Genomic DNA, 25,987 nt, shown 5'->3' on the forward strand with positions numbered 1-25,987 from the left:
CCGCCGCTCAGGCCGGGGCGGGGCCGGCCGCCTGCGGCTCGGCGTCGAAGCGCGCAAGGCCCGTGTAGCACAGGAAGTGCCGGTTGGCCGCGCGGCCGAACAGGCACATGCCCAGGCGCGTGGCCAGGTCGTGGCCCATGGCCGTCACACCGTTGCGCGAGACCACGATGGGCACGCCCATCTGCGCGGCCTTGATCACCATCTCGCTGGTCAGCCGGCCGGTGGTGAAGAAGACCTTGTCGGCCCCGCCCACGCCGTGCACCAGCATCCAGCCGGCGATGGTGTCGATGGCGTTGTGGCGGCCCACGTCCTCGGCGAAGACCAGCATGCGGCCCCCTTGGAACAGCGCGCAGCCGTGCACCGAGCCGGCCCGGCGGTGCACGGTGTCGCGCTGCTTCAGGCTGTCCAGCAGTGCGTAGAGCTGGCGCTGCGTGATGCGCGCGGCCCGTGCGTCGGGCAGTTGCAGACCGTCCAGGGCGCCCATGGCCTCGCCGAACACCGTGCCCTGGCCGCAGCCCGTGGTGACGATGCGGTGCGCCGTGCGTGCCTCCAGGTCGGCCAGCCCCGCGCGCGTGCGCACGGCCGCGGCATCGACTTCCCAGTCGACGCTGATGGCCTGCACGTCGCCAAGCCCGGCGATGAGACGCTGGTTGAGCAGGTAGCCCAGCACCAGCAGCTCGGGCTGGGCGCCCAGCGTCATCAGGGTGACGAGTTCACGCTTGTCCACGAACACCGTCAGCGGCCGTTCGGCCGGGATCTCGATGGTGCGGCGCTCGCCGTGCTGGTCGAGGATCTCGATGCGGCGCAGCAGCGGCGCGCCCGCCTGCGTCATGCGCGGGGCGCCGGGCAGCGGGCTGTGCGTGGCGCTGGCTTCGAACCCGCGCGCGGCAGGCGCGTCCCCGTCCTGCGCGTTCAGGGCTTGGTCCCCGCGGCGGCGGGTTGCGTGGTGTTGTGCGGCGTGGCCGCCGTCTGGGGTGGCGAATGCGCACCGGCGGCCTCGATCGGCTTGGGCTCGGGGGGCACGTAATTGAAGGCGCCCGGATCGCTGCAGGGTGGCGTGGGCGTCGGCTGCAAGGCCTTGCCCTCGGCGCGCGCGTGCGCGAGGTAGCCGGCGGCCACCCGGTCCATGGCCTGGCACAGCTGGTAGGCCGCGACCTTGTCGGACCAGGCCGTGCGTGCCGCGGTCTCGGCCGCCTTGGCCTTGGCTTCGTCCGACAGCGGGGGCAGTTTGGCCGAGGCAGCGCCGGCGGCGAGGGCGAGGACCAGCAGGGCGGTGTGTCTCATGGCAATCTCCGGGGGCAGCTCATGCCTGGCGGGTCTGGGGCAGGGTGTCCCTGGCGGCCGGGTCGCCCGAGCGCTGCGCGGGAATCTTGCCGGCCCGGATGTCCTCGTACCAGAGCGCATGGTGTTCCTGGGCCCAGGCCTCGCTGACGTAACCCTTGCGCATGGCCGTATAGGCGCCGCGCATGCCCAGGGTCCCCAGGTAGATGTGGCCGAAGAAGGCGCACAGCATCAGCACCGCGCCCGTGGCGTGGAACATGTGGGCGATCTGCATGGTGCCGCGCGTGTAGGCCAGGTTGGGCACGAGGTGGTCCAGCACCAGGCCGGAGAGCACCACGGTCAGGCCCAGCACGAACACGCCACCCCAGAAGATGCCCTTCTCGCCGGCGTTGAAGCGGTGCGAAGGCACCTCGTGGCCCGAGAACATGCCGCCCGCCTTCTTGACCCAGGTCCAGTCCTCGCGGCGCGGCAGGTTGTCCTTCACGAAGGTGAAGAAGATCACCAGCAGCGAGACGGCGAACAGCGGCCCGACGAAGTTGTGCAGCGTCTTGAGCCAGTAGGTGATGAGGCCGAACACCGTGTGCCCCATCCAAGGCAGCAGCAGGAACTTGCCGAAGGCCATGACGATGCCCGAGACGCCCAGCAGCACAAAGGCGATGGCGTTGAGCCAGTGCGCGGCGCGCTCGAAGGGTGTGAAGCGCTCGATGCGCCGGCCGCCTTCCGCGCTGGCATGCCCCATGCTGCCGCGTCCGAAGTAGAACAGCGCGATGGCCACCAGTGCGATCAGCATCAGCGCGCCACCGTAGGGAATGATGAAGCGGTTGCGCACCTGCCGCCAGGCTTCACCGGCCGTGGCGTAGTCCACGCCCGGGTAGCGTTCGAAGCGCTGGATCAGCACGCCCGTCTCCAGGCCGGGCACCTGGGTCACGCCCGCGGTCTCGCCCGAGTTGCGCACGCCACGCCAGAACGGCGCGTTGTTGCCGGGCTGGGATTTCGCGCGCGCAGCGTTGCTGTCGTCGGCCTTGGGCTCGGCCGGTGCCACGAAGCCGGGTGGCGGGCCGTTCGACGCCGTGGCGGCGGGTGGAGTGGCCGGGTCCGGGGCCTGGGCCCAGGCGCTCGCCGCGCCCAGCAGGGTGACCGCGAGCCAGCGGGAAAGCGCCTTGTTCATGGTCGGGGCCTTTGCATGGGGGTCAGGGCAGCCGCAGATACTCGTTCTGGCCGCGGTTGCGCTGCTTGATCTGTTCGTCCCAGCTGGCCTGGTCGCCGACCTTCCAGCCCGGTGCGCTGAAGCCGGTCTGCGGGCCATTCCATGCCGGCGTGCTGTTGCCATGGCTGGTGCCGGCATGCTGGGGCTTCTCGCCGCAGCCGCCGAGCAGCAGCGCGGCGGCTGCCAGCGCGGTACAGAGCAGGGGTGTGCGCGTCATCACTTGCTCGGCTTTCCGTAGGCCGTGCCCCAGCCCCAGACTTCGCTGCCCTTGCCGCGGTGCAGCACGCGGGTGCGGAAGATGTCGGCCACCACGTCGCCGTCGCCGCCCAGCAAGGCCTTGGTCGAGCACATCTCGGCGCAGGCCGGCAGCTTGCCTTCGGACAGCCGGTTGCGGCCGTACTTCTCGAGCTCGGCGGCGCTGCCGTGCTCTTCCGGGCCACCGGCGCAGAAGGTGCACTTGTCCATCTTGCCGCGCAGGCCGAAGGTGCCGTTGCTCGGGAACTGCGGCGCGCCGAACGGGCAGGCGTAGCTGCAGTAGCCGCAGCCGATGCACACATCCTTGTCGTGCAGCACCACGCCCTCGTCGGTGCGGTAGAAGCAGTCCACCGGGCACACCGCCATGCAGGGCGCGTCGCTGCAATGCATGCAGGCCACCGAGATGCTCTTCTCGCCGGGCTGGCCATCGCCCATGGTGACCACGCGGCGCCGGTTCACGCCCCAGGGCACATCGTTCTCGGCCTTGCAGGCCGTGACGCAGCCGTTGCACTCGATGCAGCGCTCCGAGTCGCAGATGAATTTCATGCGTGCCATGGTGGATTCCTTATGCGGCCTTCTCGATCTGGCACACGGTGGTCTTGGTTTCCTGCATCATCGTGACGCTGTCGTAGCCATAGGTGGTGGCGGTGTTGATGGCCTCGCCGCGCACGATGGGCATGGCGCCCTCGGGGTAGTACTTGGCCAGGTCCATGCCGCCCCAGCGGCCCGAGAAGTGGAAGGGCAGGAACACGGTGCCCGCGTCCACGCGCTCGGTGACCAGGGCCCGCACCTTCAGGCCCTTGAAGTCGGGCAGGGCCGCCATGGGCGGGGTCTTGACCCAGACCTCGTCCCCGTTGCGGATGCCGCGGTCGTTGGCTGCGCGCGGGTTGATCTCCACGAACATCTCCTGCTGCAGCTCGGCCAGCCAGGGGTTGGAGCGGGTTTCCTCGCCGCCGCCCTCGTACTCGACGAGCCGGCCCGAGGTCATGACCAGCGGGAAGGTCTTGCCGATGTCCTTGTTCTGCTCCTGCACCGTCTTGTACAGCGTGGGCAGGCGCCAGAAGGCCTTCTTGTCGTCGTGCGTGGGGTACTTGGCGACGAGGTCGGCGCGCGTGCTGTACAGCGGCTCGCGGTGCTGCGGGATCGGGTCGGGGAAGTTCCAGACCACGGCGCGCGCCTTCGCGTTGCCGAAGGGGTGGCAGCCATGGTTCTTCATGGCCACGCGGATGATGGCGCCGGTCGGATCAGTCTTCCAGTTCTTGCCCTCGGCCGCCTTCTGCTCGACCTCGCTGAGCTCGCCCCACCAGCCCAGCTTCTTGAGCAGCAGGTGGTCGAACTCGGGGTAGCCGGTGGTGAGGTCTGCGCCCTTGCTGGTGGAGCCGTCGGCCGCGAGCAGCGAGACGCCCTCGCGTTCCACGCCGAAGTTCGCGCGGAAGTTGCCGCCGCCGTCCATCACGTGCAGGCTGGTGTCGTACAGGTTGGCGGTGCCGGGGTGCTTCATTTCCGGCGTGCCCCAGCACGGCCAGGGCAGGCCGAAGTAGTCGCCGTCCAGCGCGTAGCCGGTCTCCTTGTCGATGCCGCCCTTGGCGCGCAGCGTCTTCACGTCGAAGACGTTCATGTTGCGCATGTGGGCCTTCAGGCGCTCGGGGCTCTGCCCGGTGTAGCCGATGGTCCAGACGCACTTGTTGATCTCGCGCAGGATGTCCTCGGGCACGGGCTCGTCCATGCCCTTGACCTTCTGCATCTTGTAGTTCTTGACCAGCTCCTTGGCAAAGCCCAGCTTCTCGGCCAGCTGGTACATGATCATGTGGTCGCTGCGGCTTTCCCACAGCGGCTCGATGACCTTCTCGCGCCACTGGATCGAGCGGTTGGACGCCGTGCACGAGCCGCTGGTCTCGAACTGCGTGGTGGCCGGCAGCAGGTACACGGCGCGGTTCGGGTTCAGGTCGCCCGCCTGGCCGGGCATGGCCGCCATCGCGGCCGTGGCACTGGGGAACGGGTCGACGACGACCAGCAGGTCGAGCTTGTCCAGCGCCTTCTTCATCTCCAGGCCGCGTGTCTGCGAGTTCGGCGCGTGGCCCCAGAAGAACAGGCCGCGCAGATTGCTGTCCTGGTCGATCAGCTCGTTCTTCTCGAGCACGCCGTCGATCCAGCGCGACACCGTCATGCCGGGCTTGGTCATCATGCCCGGCGCGTACTGCTGCTTGATCCACTCGAAGTCCACGCCCCAGGTGGCGGCGAAGTGCTTGAACGCGCCTTCGGCCAGGCCGTAGTAGCCGGGCAGCGAATCGGGGTTGGGGCCGACGTCGGTGGCGCCCTGCACGTTGTCGTGGCCGCGGAAGATGTTGGCGCCGCCGCCGGACTTGCCGATGTTGCCCAGCGCCAGCTGCAGGATGCACGAGGCACGCACCATGGCGTTGCCGATGGTGTGCTGCGTCTGGCCCATGCACCACACCAGCGTGCTGGGCCGGTTCTCGGCCATGATCCGCGCGACCTTGAGCGTGGTGGCCTCGTCGACGCCGCAGACCTCCTGCACCTTGTCCGGCGTCCATTTGGCCATGACCTCTTCGCGCACCTTGTCCAGGCCGTAGACGCGGTCCTCGACGTACTTCTTGTCCTCCCAGCCGTTCTTGAACACCTGGTAGAGCACGCCGAACAGGAAGGCGATGTCGGTGCCCGAGCGGATGCGCACGTACTCGTCGGCCTTGGCCGCCGTGCGCGTGAAGCGCGGGTCTACCACGATCACCTTGCAGCCCGTCTCCTTGGCATGCAGCAGGTGCAGCATGGACACCGGGTGCGCCTCGGCGGCGTTCGAGCCGATGTACAGCGCCGCCTTGGCGTTCTGCATGTCGTTGTAGGAGTTGGTCATCGCGCCATACCCCCAGGTGTTCGCGACGCCGGCCACCGTGGTGCTGTGGCAGATGCGCGCCTGGTGGTCGGTGTTGTTGCTGCCCCAGAACGACAGCCACTTGCGCAGCAGGTAGGCCTGCTCGTTGTTGTGCTTGGAGGAGCCGACGACGAAGATCGAATCGGGGCCGCTGGCCTTCTTGAGCTCCAGCATCTTGGCGCTGATCTCGCCCAGCGCCTGGTCCCAGCCGATGCGCTCGTACTTGCCGTTGACGAGCTTCATCGGGTACTTCAGGCGGAACTCGCCATGCCCGTGCTCGCGCAGTGCCGCGCCCTTGGCGCAGTGCGCGCCCATGTTGATTGGGGAGTCGAACACGGGCTCCTGGCGCACCCACACGCCGTTCTCGACCACCGCGTCCACCGCGCAGCCCACCGAGCAGTGGCCGCAGACCGTGCGCTTGACCTCGACCTTGCCCTTGCCGACGGCGGGTGCGTCGGCCGCCGCCTCGACCTTCTTGACCAGCGTGAGCTGCGAGGCCGCGATGCCGGCGCCCACGCCCAGGCCGGAGCGGCGCAGGAAGGCACGGCGGTCGACGGTGGGCACCGCGTGGGACAGCCCGCGCGCGAGCTGGGCCACCAGGCCCGAGGACAGGTGCACCGGGTGCGTGGTGGAAGACTTGCGGGTGAGCAACATGGCGGGCTCCTCCTGCGGCTCAGACCCGCGCGGTCTGGTAGTAGCGCTTCACGTGGTCCGTGAGCTGGTAGCCCGAGCCGGCAGGCTGCGGTGCCGCTGGGGCGGCAGGTGCCGTACTGCGCACGGCGCCGGGCAGCACGGTGGCGGCCGCCGCGGCGACGCCCGCGACACCGACGCCCGCGAACACGGTGCGACGGGACAGGGCAGGCTGGCGCAATTCGCGCGAAGGGTTTGGCTTGGACATCTGGCTAACCTCTTTCCGGCGCGATGGCCGGGACAGCGACGCATATTACCTTTGGAGCATAGGCCGCTCCCTTATTCCCGCATGCTGGGGATTGCCCCCATCCGCGGCGACGGCACGGCCAGGGCTACACTGCCGCGCATCGGCCGCACGGCACTGGCCGCCAACCGGCGCTGCGGCGCCGCGGAGTCTTTCCCACGGTGTTCTCGAACGAGCTTCCTCCTTGCATGCGCGTTGCGGTGCGCATCGACCGCCTGCGGCAACCCAGCCGCTGGGAGGACTGGCGCTTCAGCATCGCCGAGGTTGTCCCCGATGACGGCGGCTTCGGCAGCGCCCCGCGGCTGCTGCGCGACGATGGCCGCTGCGCGCAGTGGCTCTTTCCCGACCTGCCAGTCACGCTGCACCGCGACGAGGCCGAGGGCTACTACCTCAACCTGAGTTCGGGCACCCCGGTCTGGTTCGTGATGTGGCGCACCGACCATGCCGACCCGTCGCGGGCCTGGCCCGAGGTCGTGACGCTTTCCTACAACGAGGCCGGCCGCTGGCTCGACGCGCAGGAGCGCGTGGACAACTGCCCGCTGGACGAAGGCGTGCGCGCCGCGCTGCAGGACTTCGTCGACGCGCACTACCGGCCCGAGCCCAAGCGGCGCAAGCGCCCGGCGTCCTTCGTGGCGCCGCAGGAGCGGCGCTGAGCCATGGCGCAGGACAGCGGCTTTCTCTCGCGCTGGTCGCAGCGCAAGGTGCAGGCGCGCCAGGGGGCGGAGCTGCCCGAGGCGCCGGCGCCCTTGGCCGCGCCCGCAGCCGCCGAGGCACCGGTCGATGCGCCTGCGCCTGCCGCGCCGCCGCTGCCCACGCTGGACGACGTGACGCAGCTGACGCGCGAGTCCGACTTCTCGCGCTTCGTCGCGCCCGAGGTCAGCGGCGAGGTCCGCAACGCCGCGCTCAAGAAGCTGTTCAGCGATCCGCATTTCAACGTGATGGACGGGCTGGACACCTACATCGACGACTACAACACCCCCGACCCACTGCCCGCAGCCATGCTGCGGCAGATGGCGCAGGCGGCCTACCTCGGCCTGGCCGAGCCCGAGACCGAGACGGAACCCGCACGGACGGGTCCGCCGGCAGCCGGCACGCAGCTCCCCCCTGCGGCCGCGATGGAGCCCCACGATGAAGACCCTGATCTGCGACTGCAATCGCTCCATGACCCTGGACCGCCCAGCCCTGAGCCGGGCGCTGGCGGCAACGCCGGGGGCCAGTGCTGAGGGCCTGGCCGACGTCCATTCCGTGCTGTGCCGGCGCGAGGCGCCGGCGTTCCAGCGCGCCGCCAAGTCCGGCGAGGAACTGCTGGTCGGCTGCACCCAGGAAAGCCGTTTGTTCCTGGAACTGGCCGAACAGACCGAAGGCGCGCCGCCACTGGCCGAACGCCCGATCCGCTTCGTCAACCTGCGCGAGACCGGCGGCTGGTCGCGCGATGGCGCGGCGGCCACGCCCAAGCTGGCCGCGCTGATCGCCGCGGCCCAGCTGCCGCCGCCCGAGCCGGTGGCGACCGTGGGTTACCGCTCGGCCGGGCGCTGCCTGGTCGTCGGCCCGGCCGAGCGTGCCGAGGCTGCCGCGGCGCTGCTCGGCGATGCGCTCGATCTCACGCTGCTGGTCGAGGGCGGCGCGCTGGCGCAGCGGCACGAGCAGGTCGTGCTGCGGGGCCGGCTCACGCGCCTGTCGGGCTGGCTGGGCGCCTTCGAGGCCGGCTGGGACAGCGCCAACCCAATCGACCTGGACCTGTGCACGCGCTGCAATGCCTGCATCGCAGCCTGCCCCGAGGGCGCGATCGATTTCGGCTACCAGGTCGACCTGGCGCGCTGCACGTCCCACCGCGACTGCGTAGCCGCCTGCCAGGCCGCCGGCGCGATCGATTTCGAGCGCAGCGCGCGCAGCGAGGAGGCGCGCTTCGACCTCGTGCTGGACCTCGGCGAGGTGCCTGCGCTGACCATGCACCAGCCGCCGCAGGGCTACGTCCATGTGCCACCCGGCGCACCGCTCACGCAGGCCGTGCTGCAGCTGCGCGGGCTGGTCGGCGAGTTCGACAAGCCCCGCTTCTTCCGCTACGAGCAGCGGCTGTGCGCCCACACGCGCAACCAGCAGATCGGCTGCTCGGCCTGCATCGACGTGTGCTCGGCCCAGGCCATCCGCTCCGACGCCTCGCTCAAGGGCAAGACGGCGGCGCGCGGGCGGGGCAGCGTGGGCCACCCGACGGCGGGCATCGTGGTGGAGCCGCACCTGTGCGTGGGCTGCGGCGCCTGCGGCACGGTCTGCCCCAGCGGTGCGCTGGGCTTCGCCTATCCCACGCCGGCCGACCTCGGCAAGCGCGTGCGCACGCTGCTGCGCGCGTATGGCGCGGCCGGCGGCCGCGATGCCGCCCTGCTGCTGCACAGCCAGGAGGAGGGCACGGCGGCCATCGAGGCGCTGGGCCGCGCGGCCAGCACGGGCCGGGCCCATGGCGTGCCGGCCCGCGTGCTGCCGCTGGCCGTGTGGCACAGCGCCAGCGTGGGGCTGGATGTGTGGCTGGCCGCGCTGGCGCAGGGCGCGAGCCAGGTCTGGGTGCTGACCGGCAGCAGCGAGGCGCCGCAGTACCTCGAGGCGCTCGCCGCGCAGATGGCGCAGGCCCAGGCCATCGTGCACGGGCTCGGCTATGCCGGCACGCATTTTCGGCTGATTCCGGCAGGCGACACCACTGCGCTCGACGCGGCCCTGCGCGTGCCGCCGGCCCAGGGCGTGGCCCAGGCCGCCAGCTTCGTGGTCCAGGCCGACAAGCGCAACACGCTCGAGCTGGCGCTGGCCCATCTGCTGGCGCAGAGCCCGCAGGCCGTGCCCGAGGCCATCGCGCTGCCCGCGCCCGGGGCGCTCTACGGCAGCCTGCAGGTCGACGCGGCCAAGTGCACGCTGTGCCTGGCCTGCGTGGGGGCCTGCCCCTCGCAGGCCCTGTCCGACAACCCCGACCGGCCGCAGCTGCGTTTCACCGAGAAGAGCTGCGTGCAGTGCGGCCTGTGCGCCATCACCTGCCCGGAGGACGCGATCCGGCTCGAACCGCGCCTGCTGCTGGCCGACGGTGGCCGTGCGCGTGCCCAGGCCCGGGTGCTGCACGAGGCGCAGCCCTTTCACTGCGTGCGCTGCGCCAAGCCCTTCGGCACGCTGCGCGCGATCGAGACCATGGTCGCCAAGCTGGCCGGCCACGCCGCCTTCCAGGGCGCCGCGGCCGAGCGGCTCAAGATGTGCAGCGACTGCCGCGTCGTCGACATGTACTCCAACCCCCAAGAACTGCGGATCACCGACCTGTGAGCACCGAGACCTTCAGCGAAGAAATCGCGCGCGCCGAGCTCTACGGCCTGCTGGCGCGCCTGTGGCTGGCGCCACCCGACGCCGCCTTGCTGGCGCAGTTCCGGCTGGCTGTGACCGAGGCGCCCGAGCCCGGCAGCTTCCTCGAAGCGCCGTGGCAGGCGCTGGTGACGCAGATGCGCGCCGCCACGCCCGCATCGGCCCAGGACGAGTTCGCCGCGCTGTTCCAGGGCGTGGGCAAGCCCGAGGTCTTCCCCTATGCCTCGTTCTTTCTGGCCGGCTTCGTCAACGAGAAGCCGCTGGCCCGCCTGCGCGAGGACTTGGCGGCCCTGGGCCTCACGCGCGATGCCGCGCAGTTCGAGACCGAGGACCATGTGTCCTATGTGCTGGAGGTCATGCGCTACCTGATCGCGGGCGAGGGCATGGCGGCCGACACCCTGGCGCAGCAGCGCGACTTCTTCCGCGCCCACGTGCAGCCCTGGATCGAGCCGCTGTGCCAGGCGGTCGAGGCGCAACCCGCCGCGCAGCTGTGGCGCGCCATCGCGGCCATGACCCTGGCCTTCGTCGAAGTGGAGACGCAGGCCTTCGACCTGCTCGAGACATGAACACCATCGCACGCGAAGACATCACCGGCCTGGTGCTGGCCGGCGGCCGCGGCAGCCGCATGGGCGGCGTCGACAAGGGCCTGCAGAACCACCGCGGCATGCCGCTGGCCCTGCATGCGCTGCTGCGCCTGCAGCCGCAGGTCGGCACCAGCATGCTCAGCGCCAACCGCAACCTGTCGGCCTACGAAGCCATGGGCGCACCGGTCTGGCCCGATTCGGTGGAGGGCTACGCCGGCCCGCTGGCCGGCCTGCTGACCGGGCTGGAGCATGCCGAGACGCCCTGGCTGGTCACGGTGCCCTGCGACACGCCCGACTTCCCGATCGACCTGGTCGAACGCCTGGCCGCGGCCGCCGCGGCGCAGGACGCCGAGATCGCCATGGCGGCCACGCTGGAAGACGGCCAGAGGCGCGCGCAGCCCGTGTTCTGCCTGCTGCGCACCGAGCTGGTCGAGAGCCTGGTGGCCTTCCTGCACACGGGCGAGCGCAAGTTCGGCCTGTGGGCCGGCCAGCACCGCAAGACCGAGGTGGTGTTCGACGACGCAGCTGCCTTCTTCAACGCCAACACGCCGCAGGAACTGCAGCAGCTGCAGCGCTGACGGTCACTTCTTCGGCCGCGCGTCGCGCCACCAGGGCAGCGCCCCGGTGAGCGACAGCACTTCCCCCGGCTGCTGCACGCCGTAGCCCGGCAGCCGTGCCAGCGCCTCGGCCCAGGCCGGCGAGGCCAGGCGCGCGCGCAGGGCGCGCAGCGGCGGCGTCTCCAGATCCTGCTTGCGGCACAGCAGGTAGTAGTTCTCGTCGACCAGTGGCGCGAACGCGAGGCCCGCCTCGGCGGCCGCCGCCTCGATGCCGATGCCCACGTCGGCCGCGCCGCTGGCGATCGCCGCGGCCACGGCCACGTGCGTGTCTTCCATGTGGGTGGTGTAGCCCGGCACGTCTTGCGGGGTCACGCCATGCTGGGCCAGCAGGTGGTCCGTCAGCAGCCGCGTGCCCGAGGCGGGCTGGCGCGCGACGAAGCGCCAGCGGCCGCTGCCCAGCGCGGCAATGCCATCGGGCCGCTCCTCGCCGGGACGCCAGATCCAGCCCTGGCGCCGCCAGTGGCTGCCGATCAGCTGGTGTTCGCCGGGCTGCAGCAACGGGCGCAGCGCGCGCGCCATCACGCTGTCGGGCGCTGCGTCCTGCGCCACATGGAAGCCGGCGACGCGGCAGCGGCCCTCGCCCAGCGCGCGCAGCGCCTCCTGGCTGCCCGCGAAGCGCAGGCCGATGTGCAGGCCGTCGTGTTCCTCCGCCAGCGCCTGCAGCCGGGGCAGGCCCAGGTCGTGGCTGGCAAAGATTTCCAGCACCTGCAGCGCGGCGTCGTCGGCCAGCGCGAACACGCGCGCCAATTCGGCACGCAGCGCCTCCACATGCGGCGTCATGCGCACGCGGGCCTGGCGCTCGGCCCACAGCAGACGCTGCGCGAACGGCGTTAGCCGCGCGTGGCGGCCCTGGCCCCACAGCACCAATGGCGCGCCCAGCACCTCCTCCCAATGCTTGAGCGCACCCCAGGCGTGCCGGTAGGAGTTGTCCAGCGCGCGCGCGGCGGCGCTGATGGAGCCCTCGGCCTGCACGGCCGAGAGCAGGTCGAACAAGGGGTTCTCGATCTCGGCGCGCTGCTGGCCCGGCGTCGCGGCGGTCTCGAAGGTGTAGCGCAGGTGGATGCCGCGGCGGGAGGAAGGCATGGGCGGAGCGGACGGAAGGGGCAGCAGTGTCCCACGGCCGCCCGCGTTCACTGCGTCGCGTTCGGGAAGAACAGCTGCTCGCCGCCGATGGTGTAGGAGGCGATGGCGGCCTGCCCCGCCGGCGAGACCACCCAGTCGGCAAAGCCCTGGGCCAGGTCCTTCTTCACATGCGGGTGCCTGGCGGGGTTGACCACGATCACACCGTACTGGTTGAACAGCTGCCGGTCGCCTTCGACCAGGATGGCCAGGTCGGCCCGGTTCTTGAAGCTGAGCCAGGTGCCGCGGTCGGCCAGCACGTAGGCGCCGGTGGAGGCCGCGATGTTGAGCGCCTGGCCCATGCCGCAGCCGCATTCCTTGTAGCCGGCGGGCTTGGCGGCGGCCAGGTCGACGCCGGCCAGCTTCCACTGGCGCAGCTCGGCCGCATGGGTGCCGCTCTTGTCGCCGCGCGAGACGAAGCCCGCGCCCGTGTCGGCCAGTCGCTTGAGCGCGGCGGCGATGGCGTTGCCGCGCGTGCCGGCCGGGTCGGCCTGAGGGCCGATCAGCACGAAGTCGTTGTACATGACGGCGTGGCGCTCCAGGCCGAAGCCCTCGGCCACGAACTTCTCCTCGGCCGGCTGGTCGTGCACGAACAGCGCGTCCGCGTCGCCGCGGCGCGCCATGTCCAGCGCCTGGCCGGTGCCCACGGCCACCACGCGCACGGCCGTGCCGCTGGCCTGCGTGAATTGCGGCAGCAGGTGCTTGAACAGGCCGGACTGCTCGGTCGAGGTGGTCGAGGCCAGCACGATGAACTTCTCCTGCGCCTGGGCGGCGCAGGCGAGCAGGGCGGCGGGCAGGGCGAGGAGCAGGAGGCGTTGGCGCAGCAGCATCGGGTCGGGTGCCTTGGAAGGGAAGGGGAGGGCCGATTCTGGTGGCCCGCCTCGCGCTGCGCGATATGAACGGCGCTGCATAGGCGCCGCCATGTCAGCCCCTCTTAATCGACGCGAAAGCCCAGTTCGCGCAGTGCGGCGCGCGCCGCGTCCGAGCGCAGCAGTGCGAGGAAGGCCTGTACCGGGGCGCGCGCCAGCCGGTCCCTGGGCAGCACGAAGTCGTAGCGCTCCTCCTGCACCGGGATGAAGCCCAGCCCGTACTGCCGCGCCACCGTGTCGATGGCCAGGCCCCAGTCGGCACGGCCCTGCGCCACGGCCACGGCGACGGCGTTGTGCGACTTGGTCTGCACGCCGTAGCCGGCCGGCTCCGCGCCGCCGAGCAGCCGGTCGACCAGGATGCGTGTGCCGCTGCCAGCGTTGCGGTTGACCATCACGCAGCCGGCCTCGCCGCGCGCCGCGGCGATGGCCGTGGCCGCGTCGCGGTCCTCGAAGCGTGCATCGCCGCGGCGGTAGACGATGCCCTGCATGCGGCCGTAGCCCGGCACCAGCTCCAGCGCGGGCGTCAGCAGATGGGTGTTGTAGCCGCCCGTGGCCGGGTCCATGAGGTGGATGCCGCCCAGGTCGCATTCGCCGCGCCTGGCCGCCATCAGGCCGCCGGTGCTGCCCACGCTCATGCTCTTGATGCGCAGGCCCTGGCGCACCAGCTGGCCGGCCAGCCAGTCCAGGCCCACGCAGTGGCTGCCGACCAGGATCAGGTCGGCCGCCTGCAGGCCCTGGCCCAGCAGCTGTACCTGCACCGGCGCACCGGCGTCGAGGATCTCGGTGTGCTGGCCGATGGTGATGTAGCCGTCGGCACTGCTGAAGGTGGTGACCGAGCCCGAGCCCTTGCCCATGGGGTAGGCGGCCAGGCCTTGCTCGCTGGGCACCAGCCCCACCAGCAGGTATTCGGTGCGGCCGCGCTCGGAGTTCACCCGCATGGGCAGCCTGGCATCCACCCACTGGCGCTGCTCCGGCGGCAGCCCGGCGAAGGCGCGGATCACGGGCGCCATGAACTCGTGGAAGGTGAACACCGCCGAGGTCGGAAAGCCCGGCAGGATCACCACCGGCTTGCCCTGGGTCACGGCCAGGCAGACCGGCTTGCCGGGCTTGAGCGCCACGCCGTGCGCGACCACGCCGGGGTCCTGCAGCGCGGCCACGATGCGGTAGGACAGGTCGCCCTCGCCCTTGGACGTGCCGCCAGAGAACACCACCGCATCGCATGCCAGGCCCTGGCGCAGCGCGGCCGCCAGCCGGGCTTCGTCGTCCGGCACCACGCCCAGGCGCACGGGCTCGCCGCCCAGTTCCTCGACCGCGGCCGCGAGGATGGCGGCGTTGGAGTCGTAGACCGCGCCCACGGGCAGCGGCGCGCCGGGCGCCACGATCTCGTTGCCGGTGGAGAAGATGGCCACGCGCGGTTTGCGGTGCACGGGCACGCGGTCCAGGCCCAGCGCAGCGAGAACGCCGATCTCGCGCGAGCTGAGCGGCTGGCCGGCGCGCAGCACGGTTTCGCCGCGTGCGATGTCGGTGCCGGCGTAGCTGATGTTCTCGCCGGCGGTGGCGGCGCGGCGCAGCACCAGCCGGCCGTCCTCCATGTCGGTGTGTTCCACCATCACCACCGCATCGGCGCCGCGCGGCAGCATGCCTCCGGTGGCGATCGCCGTGGCCCCGCCCGCGGCCACCTCGGCCTGCGGGACGGTGCCGGGCGCCAGGGTTTCGGCCGTGAGGGCCAGCAGGCGCGGTTCTTCCTCCATCGCGCCCCAGGTGTCGGCGGCCTGCACGGCGAAGCCGTCCACGTTGGAGCGGTCGAAGCCAGGCACGTCGACGGTGGCCACCACATCCTCGGCCAGCACGCGGCCCAGCGCGGCGTGCAGCGCCACGGTCTCGGCGCCCAGCGGGGCCAGTGTCAGGTGGGCGCGGAAGCGGCGCTCCGCCTCGTCGCGCGTGAGCACATGGAGAAACTGCGATTGGGCTTTCACGGGCATGCGTAGAGATGGACGGTCACGTCGCTGCCGGCGCCCTGGCCTTCGCTCTCGGCCGGCACGACGACGAAGCCGTCGGCCCGCACCGTGGAGCTCAGCACCGAGGCGCCCGACAGCGCGAGGGGCTCCACGCCGTCGGCGCCGAGCTTCACGCGCACGTAGTCGAGGCGGCCGACCTGCGAGACGATCTTGCGCGCCAGCGGGGCCTGCACGCGCGGGTAGGACCAGTCGTCCGGCCGGCCGCCCAGGCGGCGGATCGCGCGGCCGGCGAAGAAGTCGTAGGCGCACAGGCAGGAGACCGGGTTGCCCGGCAGCAGGAACACCAGGGCCGCGCCGATGCGTCCCATGCCGGCCGGGCTCGAAGGACGCATGGCGACGCCGTGGATGGCCAGCTCGCCGAGGTGGGCCAGCAGGCGCGGCGCATGGTCTTCGGCGCCCACGCTGGATCCGCCCGAGACCAGCACCACGTCGGCGCCCGGCGCGGCCAGCGCCTGCGCGATCCGCTCCGGGTCGTCGCCCAGGCGCTGGTGCGAGGCGAGCACACCGCCGTCGCGCTCCACCAGGCCGCGCAGCGTGACCGAGTTCGCGTCGTAGATCTCGTGCGGGCCCTTGGCCTGGCCGGGGGCGCGCACCTCGTTGCCGGTGACCAGCAGGCGCACGCGCGGCTGGCGCACCACCTGCACCTGGGCCAGGCCCAGCGAGGCGATGAGGCCCGCATCCTGCGGGCGCAACCGCCGGCCTGCGGCCAGCGCCTGGCTGCCGCGCGCGATGTCTTCGCCCACGCGGCCCACGTGCTGGCCCGGCGCCACGGGCTGGGCCACGGCCACGCGGCCGTTCTCCTCGCGCGCGTACTCGGCGGGCAGCACGGCGTCCAGCCCGGCGGGCACGGGCGCGCCGGTCATGATGCGCACGGCCGTGCCCACGGGCACCGCGCCGTCGAATGGCCGGCCGGGGAAGGCCTGGCCCACGACCGCGAATTCGAGCGGGTTGTAGTCGCCCGCACCGGTGGTTTCGCCGCCGCGCAGTGCGTAGCCGTCCATGGCGGCGCGGTCGAATTCGGGCACGGCGATGGGCGCGACGAGGTCCTGCGCGAGCACGCGGCCGGTGGCGTCTTCGGTGGCCACGGCCTCGCTGGCGAGGCGGGGCGTGTGGCCATCGATCCAGGCCAGTGCGGTGGGCACTTCGGCGCGCTGCGTGAAGCCGCGCATGCGCACATCGGTCATGGAAACGGGGTCGGTCGGCTGCATCCAGGCCAGTATAGGAGCGGGGTTTTCGCGGCCGTTCAGCCGCCTGCTGCCGGCTCGGCGGCCGCGCCGCCGGCCAGGTCCTCGTACCAGAGGAAGGCGTCGCAGCTGCCGGCCCAGTGGCGGTTGGTGTTGGGCCGCGTGCCCACGCCGACCAGCCGGCGACCGGCTGCATGCACCTTCTGCGCGAGCGGCAGGAAGTCGCTGTCGCCGCCCACCACCACCACGGTGCGGATGTGCGGCAGGCGCGCGAGGTCTTCCAGCACGTCCAGGCTCAGCCGGATGTCGGCACCGTTCTTGGCCGCGCCACCGGGCGGGAACATCTGCACGAGGTCCATGCCGGCCTGCATCAGTGCGTCGCGGTAGCGGCTGAAGAACTGCCAGTTGCAGTAGGCGCGGTGGATGGCCAGCGGGCCCTCGGCGATGGCGGCGGCGGTGACGGCGGCCACGTCCACCAGCGGCTCCTGCAGCTTGAAGCGCACGTCGGGCTTGGCGTAGTGGCCTTCGCCTGCGCGGGCCTCGACCAGGCCGGCGTGCAGATTCTCGAAATCCCAGTACAGGGCGACGCAGGGCAGTTCATGGAGATGCGGCATGGGGCGCGATCGTAGCCGGCGGCCTCAAAGCCACTGGCGCGTGACGCCATTGGTCCAGCCGAAGCCGTCCTGCAGCGGGTACTCGCCGCCGCTGCCGCCCACGGCCTCGGGATGGGCGTGCAGTTCGTACTTCTCCACCAGCCGGTGCTCGCGGCCGTACACCGCCTGCACCGTGCGCAGCCAGCGCGTGCGGATCTCGCCGGCCAGCGCGCTGAGCCCGTAGGCGGCCAGGCCCTCGGCGGCGATCCACTGCAGCGGCGCCCAGCCGTTGGGCCGGTCCCATTGCTCGGCGCTGCACTGCTCGGTCGTGGCCAGGCCGCCGGGCATGAGCAGGCGGCGCGCCAGCGTGTCGGCCAGCCGGCGCGCCTGCGCCGCACTGGCCGTGCGCGTGAACAGCGGCGTGGCGGTGGCAGCGTTGAGGGCCGGACGCGGCCGCTGCTCGGGCCAGTCCAGGTCGAGCCAGGCGCCGGCCTCCTCGTTCCAGAGCCAGCGGTCCATGGCGGTGCGGCGCGCGTCGGCCAGGGCCTGGTGCCGGCGCGCCGTCGTGTCGTCGCCGGCCTGCGCCGCCAGGTGGGCGATGCGGCTTTCCAGCTTGTGCAGCAGCGCGTTGAGGTCCACCGGCAGGATGCGCGTGGTGCGGATGGTGGCCAGGGCCTGCAGCCGGTCGCTGCCGGCCGGTGGCGCGTCGAGCCAGCGGCTGCTGAAGTCCCAGCCCGACTCGGCGGCGGCGCGCAGGTCGCGGAACACCTCGGCCGCCGGCCGCTGCGGCGCCGCAGCAGCGGTGGCCACGTCCTCGCGCCAGGCTTCCTCGCGCGGCTGGTCGCGGTCGTCCCAGTAGCGGTTGAGCAGCGCGCCGTCGGCCAGGCGCACCGCGCGCCGGTGCACGTGGCCCGGCGCCAGCGTGTCGGCGCCGTCCATCCAGAACGCGTGCTCGCGCTGCAGCTGCGGCAGGTAGCGCAGCGCGCCCTGGCCGCCGCAGCCTTCGCAGAGTTCGGCCATGCAGGCGAACAGCGGCGGCTGCGAACGGCTCAGGTAGTAGGTGCGCGTGCCGTTGGGCACATGGCCGAAGCGCTCGATCAGGTAGGCGAAGTTGTCGGTCATCGCATGCAGCAGCTGCGTGCGCCCGCTCGCCGCCAGCCCGAGCATGGTGAAGTACGAGTCCCAGTAGTACATCTCCACGAAGCGCCCGCCCGGCACCACGTAGGGGTGCGGCAGCGCCAGCAGCGAGCCACGGTGCGGGTGCTGACCAGGGTGGCGCGTCAGCGCATCCCAGAGCGCGTCGATGTGGCCGCGCAGGTCCTGCGCTGGCGCATCGGCGTGGCTGGCCAGCGCCGGCCGCTGCGGCGCGAAATGCGCGGCCGCGAAGGCGGCGAGGTCGAAGCCCGGCGCCGTGCAGGCCTGGCGGTAGGCCGAGAGGATCTGCTCCGGCGCGCCCAATGGCGCGCAATCGGGAAAGGTCTTGCTGTCGGCGAACACGCCCGCGCGCTGCACCGCCTCGAACAGTTCTGCGTAACGGTCGGCCGGTGTGTGTGTGTCCGGCGGCGGGTGGCGTTCGGCCGCGGCGTGACGCGTCGCGGGTTCGGTGTGGACGCCGCTGGGAGAAGGCGGTGCGGGGTGCATGGACGCGCCGATCTTGCCCGGTTCGGCCGCTGCGCGCTGTCGGTCAACGCCGATCGCGCGAGAGCAGCACGATGCCGGCCAGCACCACCAGGGTGCCGGCGATCTGGATCGGCGCCAGCCACTGGCCCAGCACGGCCCAGCCGATGAACAGCGTGGCGATGGGCTCCACGTTCATCATGGGCGCGTTGCGCGCCATGTCCAGCCGCGGCACGGTCACGAACAGCAGCGTGAAGCCCGTGGTGTACAGCAGCATCAGCACCGCCAGGCCGGCCCAGCCCTGGCCGTGCTGCGGCCAGGCCATGCCGCCGGGGATGGCGCCGCCCGCACCCGCGACGGCCAGGCTGCTGCAGACCGTGAGCATGGTGTAGAAGCTGCGCACCGTGCCCGGCAAGGCCGCGAGCTTGCGGTCGGTGACCCACAGCGCGCAGGCAAACACCGAGGCCGCCGTCAGCGCGAAGGCCACGCCAGCGCCCCAGGCGATGCCGCTGGCGCCCGTGCGTGCCTCCTCCAGCCGCGCCGGCACGTTCAGCGCGAGCAGCAGGCCCAGCAGCACCACGGCCATGACCGCGCAGGCGCGTCGCGTCGGCGGCTGGCCGCCGCTGGCCCAGTTCAGCAGCGCCAGCAGCACCGGGAAGGTGTTGCCCAGCAGCAGCGCCAGCGCCACCGGGATGCGCGCCACGGCCGAGTACAGGCACAGGCTCTGGACCGCGATCAACAGGCCCAGCAGCAGCTGCCAGCCGCGCGTGGCGGTCGGCAGCGCCAGCCGCTCGCGTCGCCACCGCACCAGCGCGCCCAGCACCAGCAGCGCGGTGCCGGCGCGGCACAGCACGGCCGTGAGCACGCCTGCACCGTCGTCGAACGCGAGGCGCGCAGCCACGTGGTTGCCGGCAAAACAGCAGGCGATCAGCGAGAGCAGCAGCAGGGCGGTCGGGCGGGGCAGCAGGGCGGGCGCGGGCATGGGCCGCGGATTGTGCCGCGTGGCCTCAGGGCATGGACGCGGCGACCAGGGTCCAGACGATGGCGACGAGTTGCCCGAAGTTGGCCAGCAGCGCCACGCCGTGGATCCGCCGGAACGCGGCCGCCACGTCGGTCGCGCCGGCTTCGACACGGGCCCGCAGCGCGTCCATGCGCGACAGCACGGTGCGGCGCAACAGCACCGCCAGCAGCGCGATGGCGGCGGCCTCCAGCGCGAAGGCCGGCCGCCCGGCGACCGAGCAGCTCAGGGCCGTGGCACCCGCGGTGCTGATGGCGGCCAGGTAGTAGGTGTTGAAGAAGCCGCGCACGAAGCGCGCGTCCATCGGCGTGTCGTGCCGGAGCGTCAGCAGCGGCACCGCGCCCAGGAAGAAGTACGCCGTGGTCAGCAGCAGGGCGCCGGTGCAGCACAGGGCGACGAGCAGGGCGGCGGACATGGGCGGTGGGGGCGGCAGCAGGGCCGCCCGCATCGTAGTCTGCGGTGCCGGCCGCGCCAAGGGCCCGGCGCGGCCGCGCGCTCAGACGGGGCCGTCGGCGATCAGCCGCTTGCCCAGCGGCACGGCCTCGTCCACCGCATAGCCGAGCCGGCGGTAGAAGGCGAGCACGGCGCTGTTGCTGGCGCGCACGAGCAGGCTGACCTTGGGGCAGCCGCGCGCGCGGAACTCCTGCTCGACGCGCTGCATCAGCGCGGCGCCGTGGCCGCGGCCCTGCAGCTCTGGTGCCACGGCCAGGTAGTTGACCCAGCCGCGGTGGCCCTCGTAGCCGGCCATCACGCTGGCCACGATGCGGCCGTCCAGTTCGCCGACCAGGAACAGCTCGCGCTGCACCGTGAGCTTGCGCGCGATGTCCTTGTGCGGGTCGTTCCAGGGGCGGGTCAGGCCGCAGGCCTGCCAGAGCGCGACCACGGCGGCCTCGTCGGCTTCCAGGTAGGGGCGGATGTCCATGGTGCTCAATGTCCCGTGGTCTGCACTGCGCTGAAGACCGGTGCCGGCTGGCTGTCGATGGCCACATCGACGCAGGCCGGCAGCCCGCTGGCCTGGGCCTGGCCCAGGGCCACGGAAAGCTCCGCCGCCTCGCGCACCGCGGCGCCGAACCCGCCCAGCGCCTGCGCCACCGCGTGGTAGCGCGCGCTGTCGGCCAGCTGGCAGCCGACCAGGCGCGCGGGGCCGTGGTTGCGCAGCTGGATCTGGTGCTCGGCGTTCCAGCGCAGGTCGTTGCCGATGACGGCGATCACGGGCGCGGCCTCGCGCACCGCCGTGTCCAGCTCCATCAGGTGAAAGCCCGCCGTGCCATCGCCCATCAGCACGACCACGGTGGCCTCAGGCCGCGCGATCTTGGCCGCGATGGCCTGGGGCAGCCCGCCACCGATGGCGCCGGCCACGCCGTTGACGATGCGCACCGGGGCCTGGCAGAAGGCCTGGGCCCACTGACCGAACTCGCCGCCATCGCAGACCACGATGGGTTCGTGCGCGGTGGCCAGGAACTGCTGCACCTGCTCGCACAACGCGCGCGAGCCGATGCGGCCCGGTGCCACGGAGGCGGGCCGGGCCTGGCTGCGCGCGGCCAGTGCGCTGGCCACGTTGTGGCGCCAGTCCGCGCGGTCGCCGGCCGGCCGGGCGAGCAGGGCGGCCCGGTCCAGCGCCGCGCCGCTCTCGCAGACGCAGGCCAGCGCGAGCCGTTCGCCGAGCAGGCCGCGTGCGCGCGCGACGAGCGCCGGGTCCGGGTCCAGCACGACCACGCGGGTCTGCGCGCCGAACACCTGGCCGCGGCCGAAGCCCAGCGTGAAGTCCAGCGGCTTGCCGGCCAACACCACCAGGTCGGCGCGGGCCAGGCATTCGGCGGCCGCGCCCAGCGAGGGATCGCGCAGGCCGCGCGGGCTTTCCAGGGCCAGCACCGGCACTGCCCATTGCGCGCCGCGCGCCTGCCAGTCGGCGCGCACCGCCGCGCGCGCCGCGCCCGGGCCGGCCAGCACCAGCGGGCGTTCGGCCTGGGCCAGCAGCCGGGCCAGCGCGCCCAGGCTGGTGGCGTCGGCGGCCGGCCCGGGCACAGGCGCGGGCAGCGGCGGCAGCGCGGCCATGCCGCTGTCGGCCGTCAGCAGGTCGAAGGGCAGGGCCAGGTGCACGGGGCCGCGGCGCGGCGCCAGTGCCAGCGCGACGGCCTGGTCCACGGCGCCGGCCAGTTCTTCCAGCCCGCGCACGCGGCGCGCGGCCTTGGTCACGGGGCGTGTCATGCCGGCCTGGTCCAGCTCCTGGAAGGCGCCCAGGCGGTCCTCGGCCAGCGGCGTGTCGCCGGACAGCAGCAGCACCGGGCTCTCGGCGTGCAGCGCCGACATCAGCGGCGCCAGGCCATTGGCCAGGCCGGGGCCGGCCGTCAGCAGGGCCACGCCGACGCCGCCCGTGACCTGGGCCCAGGCGTCGGCCATGGACACGGCCGCGGCCTCGTGGCGCACGTGGACGATGCGGATGCCGGCGTCGAGGCAGGCGTCGTAGACCGGCATGATCTGGTTGCCGGACAGGCTGAAGACGGTGGTGACGCCCTGGCGCGCGAGCGCGCGGACGACGAGTTGGGAGCCGAGCATGGGGGCCTTGGTGGGGAAGGGCGCGGCAGCAGGCCGCGGGAAGGGCTTTCTACCGCAGACCGGCGGCCGGCCTGCCGGCCACAGCCGCCAAGGCCAGCAGCGGCGCAGCGGCCAGCCAGGCCCAGGCGGGCATGGCCAGGGTCCACAGCGTGGCGGCGCTGATGGCGCACCACAGCAGCGGCACCAGCCAGGCGCCGGCCTGCCAGCGCACCGGGCCCGGGCGCTGCAGCAGCGCCAGCAGGCCCAGCGTGCCCACGGCCGTAGCGTCGGGCGTGAGGCCGAACAGCGCGGCCTGCTGCCAGGGGCGGTCGGGCAGCAGCTCGGCCAGCGGCTGCAGCAGCCAGGCGCTGGCCAGCAGCGCGAGGCCCAGCGCGCGCGGCCAGCCGGCCCGCGTCTGCACGCGCCAGGGGCTGGCGGGCCGGGCGATCCAGGCCAGCAGTCCGGCCTGCAGCGCGAAGCCCGCCGCGAACCAGGGCGCGGCGCTGTGGATGCCGGCGTAGCGTTGCCCGTGGAAGGCCCAGGCGGTCCAGAGCCAGCCGGCGGCGATGAGCGCGCAGGCCAGACGCCAGCGGGCCGGCCGGCGCGCCAGCCGCCACAGCACCAGCGCCCCCAGCGGCAGCGCGAGCAGCTGCGCCGGCCAGACCTGGGCGTTGTAGAGCGCGAACAGGCGCTGGTAGGTCGCCGGCGCGAACATGAGGAAGTCCTCCAGCCGGTAGGTCCACCACTCCGACATGGGCGACCGGCCTAGAGCGCGGCCACGTCCGCGGCCATGCGCCGGCGCAGCGCCGCGTCGGGCAGCGGGCCGCGCGCAGCCTCCATGTTCTGGCGCAGGTGCGCGACCTGGCTGGTGGCCGGGATGGCGCAGGTCACGGCCGGGTGCGCGAGCACGAACTTGAGCGCCACCTGGGCCCAGTGGCGGCAGCCGATCTCGGCGGCCCAGCCGGGCAGCGGGTGGCGCTGCAGCTGCTGCAGCAGCGCGCCCTGGCGGAATGGCCGGTTCACGAGCACGGCGATGCCGCGCTCGGCGGCCAGCGGCAGCAGCCGCTGCTCGGCCTCGCGGTCCAGCAGGTTGTAGCTGAACTGCACGAAGTCCAGCGGGTGCCGGACCATCAGGGCTTCGATCTCGCGGTGGCGCCGGCCCTCGGAGGTGGTGATGCCCACATGGCGCAGCTGGCCCGCGGCCTTCATCGCGAACAGGCGCGGCAGCTGGGTCTCCCAGTCCAGCAGGTTGTGCACCTGCAGCAGGTCGAACGGCCGCGCCAGGCGCCAGCGCTGCTGCGAGGTGGCGATCTGCTCGGCGCCGCGTGCGGCGCCGCGCGTCCAGACCTTGTCGGCCGCGTAGAGCGGCGGCTGCCGCAGCGTGGCCAGGGCGTAGCCGATGACCTGCTGGGCCGAGCCGTACATGGGCGAAGAATCGATCAGCCTGCCGCCGGCGGCGAAGAAGGCCTGGACCACGGCCGTGGCGGCCGCGCGGCCCTCGGGGTCGTCGCCGACGTTGAAGGTGATCCAGCTGCCCAGGCCGACCACGGGCAGGGCCTCGCGTGTGGACGGCACGGCGCGCGTCAGCAAGGCGGCTGGCGCCTGGCCCAGTGCCGGCACGGGCAGCAGGCCGGCCGCGGCAGCGTGCAGCAGCGTGCGGCGCGAGGGGGTGGTGGACCGGGAGGGCGGAGCGGGCATGGCCGGGGTGCGATGCCGCGCCGGCGCCGAAGTTCAACGCCGGTGCTGACAACTTGTTTCAAGTGCCGCTGCATCCAGGCGCGCGGCTGGGCCGTAGTAGCAGCACGTTCAACCCACAGGAGATTGTTCCATGCGCACCCCAAGCTCTTCCCGTTTCGCCCGCCTCGGGCTGGCCCTGTCCGCCACCGCGCTGCTGGCCGCCTGCGGTTCCATGTCCGGCGGCGGCATGGCGTTCTCGCAGGCCGGCCTGCCGGCCAGCATCCAGGTGCCGGCCGGCAACCGCGTGGCGCTGGAGACCGTCGGCAAGGGCGAGATCCTCTACGAGTGCCGCGACAAGGCGGGCATGCCGGGCCAGGTGGAGTGGAGCTTCGTCGGCCCCGAGGCGAGGCTGCTGGACCGTGCCGGCAAACAGGTCGGCCGTTACTACGGCCCGCCGGCCACCTGGGAGTCCAGCGACGGTTCCAAGCTCACGGCCACGCAACTGGCCGTGGCGCCCTCCGGCCCGACCAGCCTGCCGTACCAGCTGGTCAAGGCCAACCCGGCCATGGGCAGCGGCGCCATGAGCGGCGTGACCTACATCCAGCGCGTGGCGCTGCAGGGCGGGGTGGCGCCCACCACCATGGCCTGCACCCCGGCCAGCAAGGGCCAGCGCGCCACCGTGCCCTACCAGGCCGACTACATCTTCTGGAAGGCGTCCTGAACCGATCCCGCATCCGCGCTGCCGCGCGGCGGGCGGGGGGTCAGAACCCGGCCTGCAGGAACAGCTGCGGCCCGCTCATGCGGTAGTTGATCTCGCCGGAGAAGTTGCGCGCATCGGCGTCCACGCGCAGGTCGTGGTAGCGCCAGCCCAGGCCGACACCGACGTTGGGCGTGACGCGGTACAGCGCATTGGCCTGCAGGTTCACGAGGCGGCCATCGTAGTCGCCGATGTTCAGCTTGAAGAGGTCGATGCGGCCATTCAACTCCCAGCGCCCGGCGCCGGGACGCCAGCTGCCGTACAGGCCGACCGTGGGGGCGGGAACGGTTTCCGAGCGCCGCTCGGTGAAGGCGCCCACGGCCTGTCCGTTGACGATGGCCGCGCCCTGCACGCGCAGGAGGGCGTCCGTCACATGCGCGCCGACCAGCACACCGGCCTCGCGGTCGGGCTGCTTGAGGAAGGAGTAGCCCGCGCTGAGCCGGTAGGTGCGCGTGCGCATCTGCGTGTCGATGTCGGCCACGAACTCGCCGTCGCCGAAGCGGATGCCGTCGGTCGTGGCGCTGGCGCTGCGGTTCAGCGAGAAGTACTCGAACTCGGCGCGCCAGCGTTCGGACAGCCGGCCGCCCAGCAGCACGGCCGGCACGGTCTTGCGGCGCGCCAGGCCGAAGTCGTTCTCGCCGTCCAGGGGCGTGCCCTGCAGCACGCTGTCGGTTTCGTCGAGCCGCACGCGCGAATCCATGTTGGGCCGGTAGGCCGAGACCTGCAGCCAGACGCGTTGGTCCTGCGCAAACGTGAGGCCCTGGGCCAGTGCCCCGCCGGCGCCGCAGGCCAACGCGGCCGCCGCAAGAACGCCGTGGGTGGGAAGCCGCCGACTGCTGCGCATGGTGTCTGCCTTTCTGTTCATGGAGTGCGCGCAATTTGCAGCGCATTTGTTCATGATCAGGCGCAATCCAAGGCGATGGCATGGTGCCGCGCCTGTGTAAAGGTCGGAGAACCCCCCATCGGCGGGTGCGCTGCGGCCTACACCGGCACGGTGGATTCCTTGAGCACGCGCAGCACGAAATGCGACTTGCTGTGCCGGATGCCGGGGATCTTGTAGAGCTTCTCGCGCAGCAGCCGCTCGTAGTCGCGCGTGTCGCGCACGGCGATGCGGATGTAGTAGTCGTAGTCGCCCGAAACCAGGTAGGCCTCCAGGATCTCGGGGATGGTGGCCAGCACCTGGCCGAAGGCGTAGAGCGTGTCCTCGGTGTGGCTCTCCAGCGTGAGCTGCACGATCACCGTGTCCTGGTAGCCGAGGCTGGCCGGGTCCACCTCCACCGTGTAGCGCTTGATCACGCCCTCGTCCTGCAGCCGCTTGATGCGGCTCCAGCAACTGGTCGGCGACAGGCCCACCTCGGCGCCGATCTCCTGCAGCGTGCGGCGCGCGTCCTGCAGCAGGATGCGCAGGATGGCGAGATCGGTCTTGTCGAAGATTTTTCCGTCAAGCATTTTCTTCTCCGAAGGAATTTCGAAGAACAAGCGCTGGACTTCGAATAATCGGAAGC

27 protein-coding genes are annotated in these 25,987 nt (G+C 72.3%); 6 read left to right on the forward strand and 21 right to left on the reverse strand.

From position 1 onward, the window contains the following. Window positions 1–7: 7 nt before the first annotated feature. The 7 genes from ASF45_RS11880 to ASF45_RS11910 form a co-directional block, all read right to left on the reverse strand. Complete coding sequence (locus ASF45_RS11880; RefSeq protein ID WP_082550967.1) at window positions 8–832, reverse strand: formate dehydrogenase accessory sulfurtransferase FdhD; 825 nt, start codon at window positions 830–832, stop codon at window positions 8–10. An 80-nt stretch (window positions 833–912) separates the two neighbouring features. Continuing rightward, window positions 913–1,284 (reverse strand): hypothetical protein, encoded by a 372-nt coding sequence (locus tag ASF45_RS11885; protein WP_056662003.1) that lies wholly within the window; start codon window positions 1,282–1,284, stop codon window positions 913–915. Between the two features lie 19 nt (window positions 1,285–1,303). Beyond that, window positions 1,304–2,449: a formate dehydrogenase subunit gamma gene (locus tag ASF45_RS11890; RefSeq protein ID WP_056662006.1), complete on the reverse strand. Its 1,146-nt coding sequence runs from the start codon at window positions 2,447–2,449 to the stop codon at window positions 1,304–1,306. 22 nt (window positions 2,450–2,471) lie between these two features. Then, window positions 2,472–2,705, reverse strand: a complete 234-nt coding sequence (locus ASF45_RS11895; protein WP_056662010.1) for a hypothetical protein — start codon at window positions 2,703–2,705, stop codon at window positions 2,472–2,474. Beyond that, complete coding sequence (gene fdh3B, locus ASF45_RS11900) at window positions 2,705–3,298, reverse strand: formate dehydrogenase FDH3 subunit beta (RefSeq protein WP_056662013.1); 594 nt, start codon at window positions 3,296–3,298, stop codon at window positions 2,705–2,707. The genes ASF45_RS11895 and fdh3B overlap by 1 nt, the downstream gene beginning before the upstream one ends. Window positions 3,299–3,308: 10 nt before the next feature. After that, complete coding sequence (locus ASF45_RS11905) at window positions 3,309–6,284, reverse strand: formate dehydrogenase subunit alpha (protein WP_056662015.1); 2,976 nt, start codon at window positions 6,282–6,284, stop codon at window positions 3,309–3,311. Between the two features lie 19 nt (window positions 6,285–6,303). Next, window positions 6,304–6,528, reverse strand: coding sequence for a hypothetical protein (locus ASF45_RS11910; protein WP_056662018.1), 225 nt, complete (start codon window positions 6,526–6,528; stop codon window positions 6,304–6,306). Window positions 6,529–6,752: 224 nt separating this feature from the next. Between ASF45_RS11910 and ASF45_RS11915 the strand changes: the two genes are divergently transcribed. The 5 genes from ASF45_RS11915 to mobA are packed head-to-tail and all read left to right on the forward strand — an operon-like array spanning window position 6,753 to window position 11,056. Next, window positions 6,753–7,217, forward strand: a complete 465-nt coding sequence (locus tag ASF45_RS11915; protein ID WP_056662021.1) for a DUF3305 domain-containing protein — start codon at window positions 6,753–6,755, stop codon at window positions 7,215–7,217. A 3-nt stretch (window positions 7,218–7,220) separates the two neighbouring features. Next, window positions 7,221–7,787 carry a DUF3306 domain-containing protein gene (locus ASF45_RS11920; RefSeq protein ID WP_056662023.1) on the forward strand — a complete coding sequence of 189 codons (567 nt, stop codon included), beginning with the start codon at window positions 7,221–7,223 and terminating at the stop codon, window positions 7,785–7,787. Next, window positions 7,693–9,858, forward strand: a complete 2,166-nt coding sequence (locus tag ASF45_RS11925; protein WP_056662026.1) for a 4Fe-4S binding protein — start codon at window positions 7,693–7,695, stop codon at window positions 9,856–9,858. Before ASF45_RS11920 ends, ASF45_RS11925 begins: the two co-directional genes overlap by 95 nt. Then, window positions 9,855–10,460, forward strand: coding sequence for a molecular chaperone (locus ASF45_RS11930; protein ID WP_056662029.1), 606 nt, complete (start codon window positions 9,855–9,857; stop codon window positions 10,458–10,460). Before ASF45_RS11925 ends, ASF45_RS11930 begins: the two co-directional genes overlap by 4 nt. Further along, window positions 10,457–11,056 (forward strand): molybdenum cofactor guanylyltransferase MobA, encoded by a 600-nt coding sequence (mobA, locus tag ASF45_RS11935; protein WP_056662031.1) that lies wholly within the window; start codon window positions 10,457–10,459, stop codon window positions 11,054–11,056. The genes ASF45_RS11930 and mobA overlap by 4 nt, the downstream gene beginning before the upstream one ends. 3 nt (window positions 11,057–11,059) lie before the next feature. On the opposite strand, the gene ASF45_RS11940 is transcribed toward mobA, so the two are convergent. The 12 genes from ASF45_RS11940 to ASF45_RS11995 all read right to left on the reverse strand — a co-directional run bounded on the left by ASF45_RS11940 (window position 11,060) and on the right by ASF45_RS11995 (window position 23,746). Continuing rightward, the gene (locus tag ASF45_RS11940; protein WP_082550968.1) at window positions 11,060–12,178 is read right to left on the reverse strand and encodes a substrate-binding domain-containing protein; all 1,119 of its coding nucleotides are present in this window, start codon (window positions 12,176–12,178) and stop codon (window positions 11,060–11,062) included. Between the two features lie 47 nt (window positions 12,179–12,225). Next, window positions 12,226–13,044 (reverse strand): substrate-binding domain-containing protein, encoded by an 819-nt coding sequence (locus ASF45_RS11945; protein WP_056662034.1) that lies wholly within the window; start codon window positions 13,042–13,044, stop codon window positions 12,226–12,228. Between the two features lie 104 nt (window positions 13,045–13,148). Continuing rightward, window positions 13,149–15,065: a molybdopterin biosynthesis protein gene (locus ASF45_RS11950; protein ID WP_056662037.1), complete on the reverse strand. Its 1,917-nt coding sequence runs from the start codon at window positions 15,063–15,065 to the stop codon at window positions 13,149–13,151. Then, a complete protein-coding gene (gene glp, locus ASF45_RS11955) occupies window positions 15,056–16,309 on the reverse strand; it encodes a gephyrin-like molybdotransferase Glp (protein ID WP_235580887.1) in 1,254 nt (417 codons plus the stop codon). Before glp ends, ASF45_RS11950 begins: the two co-directional genes overlap by 10 nt. Before the next feature lie 35 nt (window positions 16,310–16,344). Beyond that, window positions 16,345–16,899, reverse strand: coding sequence for an NYN domain-containing protein (locus ASF45_RS11960; protein ID WP_063887649.1), 555 nt, complete (start codon window positions 16,897–16,899; stop codon window positions 16,345–16,347). A gap of 24 nt (window positions 16,900–16,923) precedes the next feature. Further along, window positions 16,924–18,519, reverse strand: a complete 1,596-nt coding sequence (gene treF / locus ASF45_RS11965; RefSeq protein WP_063887650.1) for an alpha,alpha-trehalase TreF — start codon at window positions 18,517–18,519, stop codon at window positions 16,924–16,926. Between the two features lie 43 nt (window positions 18,520–18,562). Next, window positions 18,563–19,477, reverse strand: a complete 915-nt coding sequence (locus tag ASF45_RS11970) for a DMT family transporter (RefSeq protein WP_056662043.1) — start codon at window positions 19,475–19,477, stop codon at window positions 18,563–18,565. A gap of 25 nt (window positions 19,478–19,502) precedes the next feature. After that, on the reverse strand, window positions 19,503–19,928 hold the full coding sequence (locus ASF45_RS11975; RefSeq protein WP_056663225.1) for a hypothetical protein: 426 nt from the start codon (window positions 19,926–19,928) through the stop codon (window positions 19,503–19,505). An 81-nt stretch (window positions 19,929–20,009) separates the two neighbouring features. Next, complete coding sequence (locus ASF45_RS11980) at window positions 20,010–20,435, reverse strand: GNAT family acetyltransferase (protein WP_056662046.1); 426 nt, start codon at window positions 20,433–20,435, stop codon at window positions 20,010–20,012. 5 nt (window positions 20,436–20,440) lie between these two features. Then, window positions 20,441–22,069: a thiamine pyrophosphate-binding protein gene (locus ASF45_RS11985; protein ID WP_056662048.1), complete on the reverse strand. Its 1,629-nt coding sequence runs from the start codon at window positions 22,067–22,069 to the stop codon at window positions 20,441–20,443. 49 nt (window positions 22,070–22,118) lie between these two features. Then, window positions 22,119–22,802 (reverse strand): DUF6064 family protein, encoded by a 684-nt coding sequence (locus tag ASF45_RS11990; protein ID WP_056662051.1) that lies wholly within the window; start codon window positions 22,800–22,802, stop codon window positions 22,119–22,121. 11 nt (window positions 22,803–22,813) lie between these two features. Beyond that, a complete protein-coding gene (locus ASF45_RS11995; RefSeq protein ID WP_056662054.1) occupies window positions 22,814–23,746 on the reverse strand; it encodes an aldo/keto reductase in 933 nt (310 codons plus the stop codon). A 130-nt stretch (window positions 23,747–23,876) separates the two neighbouring features. Here ASF45_RS11995 and ASF45_RS12000 point away from each other — a divergent pair, with 130 nt between their 5' ends. After that, window positions 23,877–24,446, forward strand: coding sequence for a DUF3455 domain-containing protein (locus ASF45_RS12000; protein ID WP_056662056.1), 570 nt, complete (start codon window positions 23,877–23,879; stop codon window positions 24,444–24,446). Window positions 24,447–24,486: 40 nt separating this feature from the next. Here ASF45_RS12000 and ASF45_RS12005 read toward each other — a convergent pair whose 3' ends face one another. Continuing rightward, window positions 24,487–25,326: a hypothetical protein gene (locus ASF45_RS12005; RefSeq protein WP_156472970.1), complete on the reverse strand. Its 840-nt coding sequence runs from the start codon at window positions 25,324–25,326 to the stop codon at window positions 24,487–24,489. 137 nt (window positions 25,327–25,463) lie between these two features. Then, window positions 25,464–25,931, reverse strand: coding sequence for an Lrp/AsnC family transcriptional regulator (locus ASF45_RS12010; RefSeq protein WP_056662062.1), 468 nt, complete (start codon window positions 25,929–25,931; stop codon window positions 25,464–25,466). Window positions 25,932–25,987 lie beyond the last annotated feature (56 nt).

Origin of the sequence: Pseudorhodoferax sp. Leaf265, from assembly GCF_001422365.1 — a bacterium.
Classification (GTDB): domain Bacteria; phylum Pseudomonadota; class Gammaproteobacteria; order Burkholderiales; family Burkholderiaceae_C; genus Pseudorhodoferax.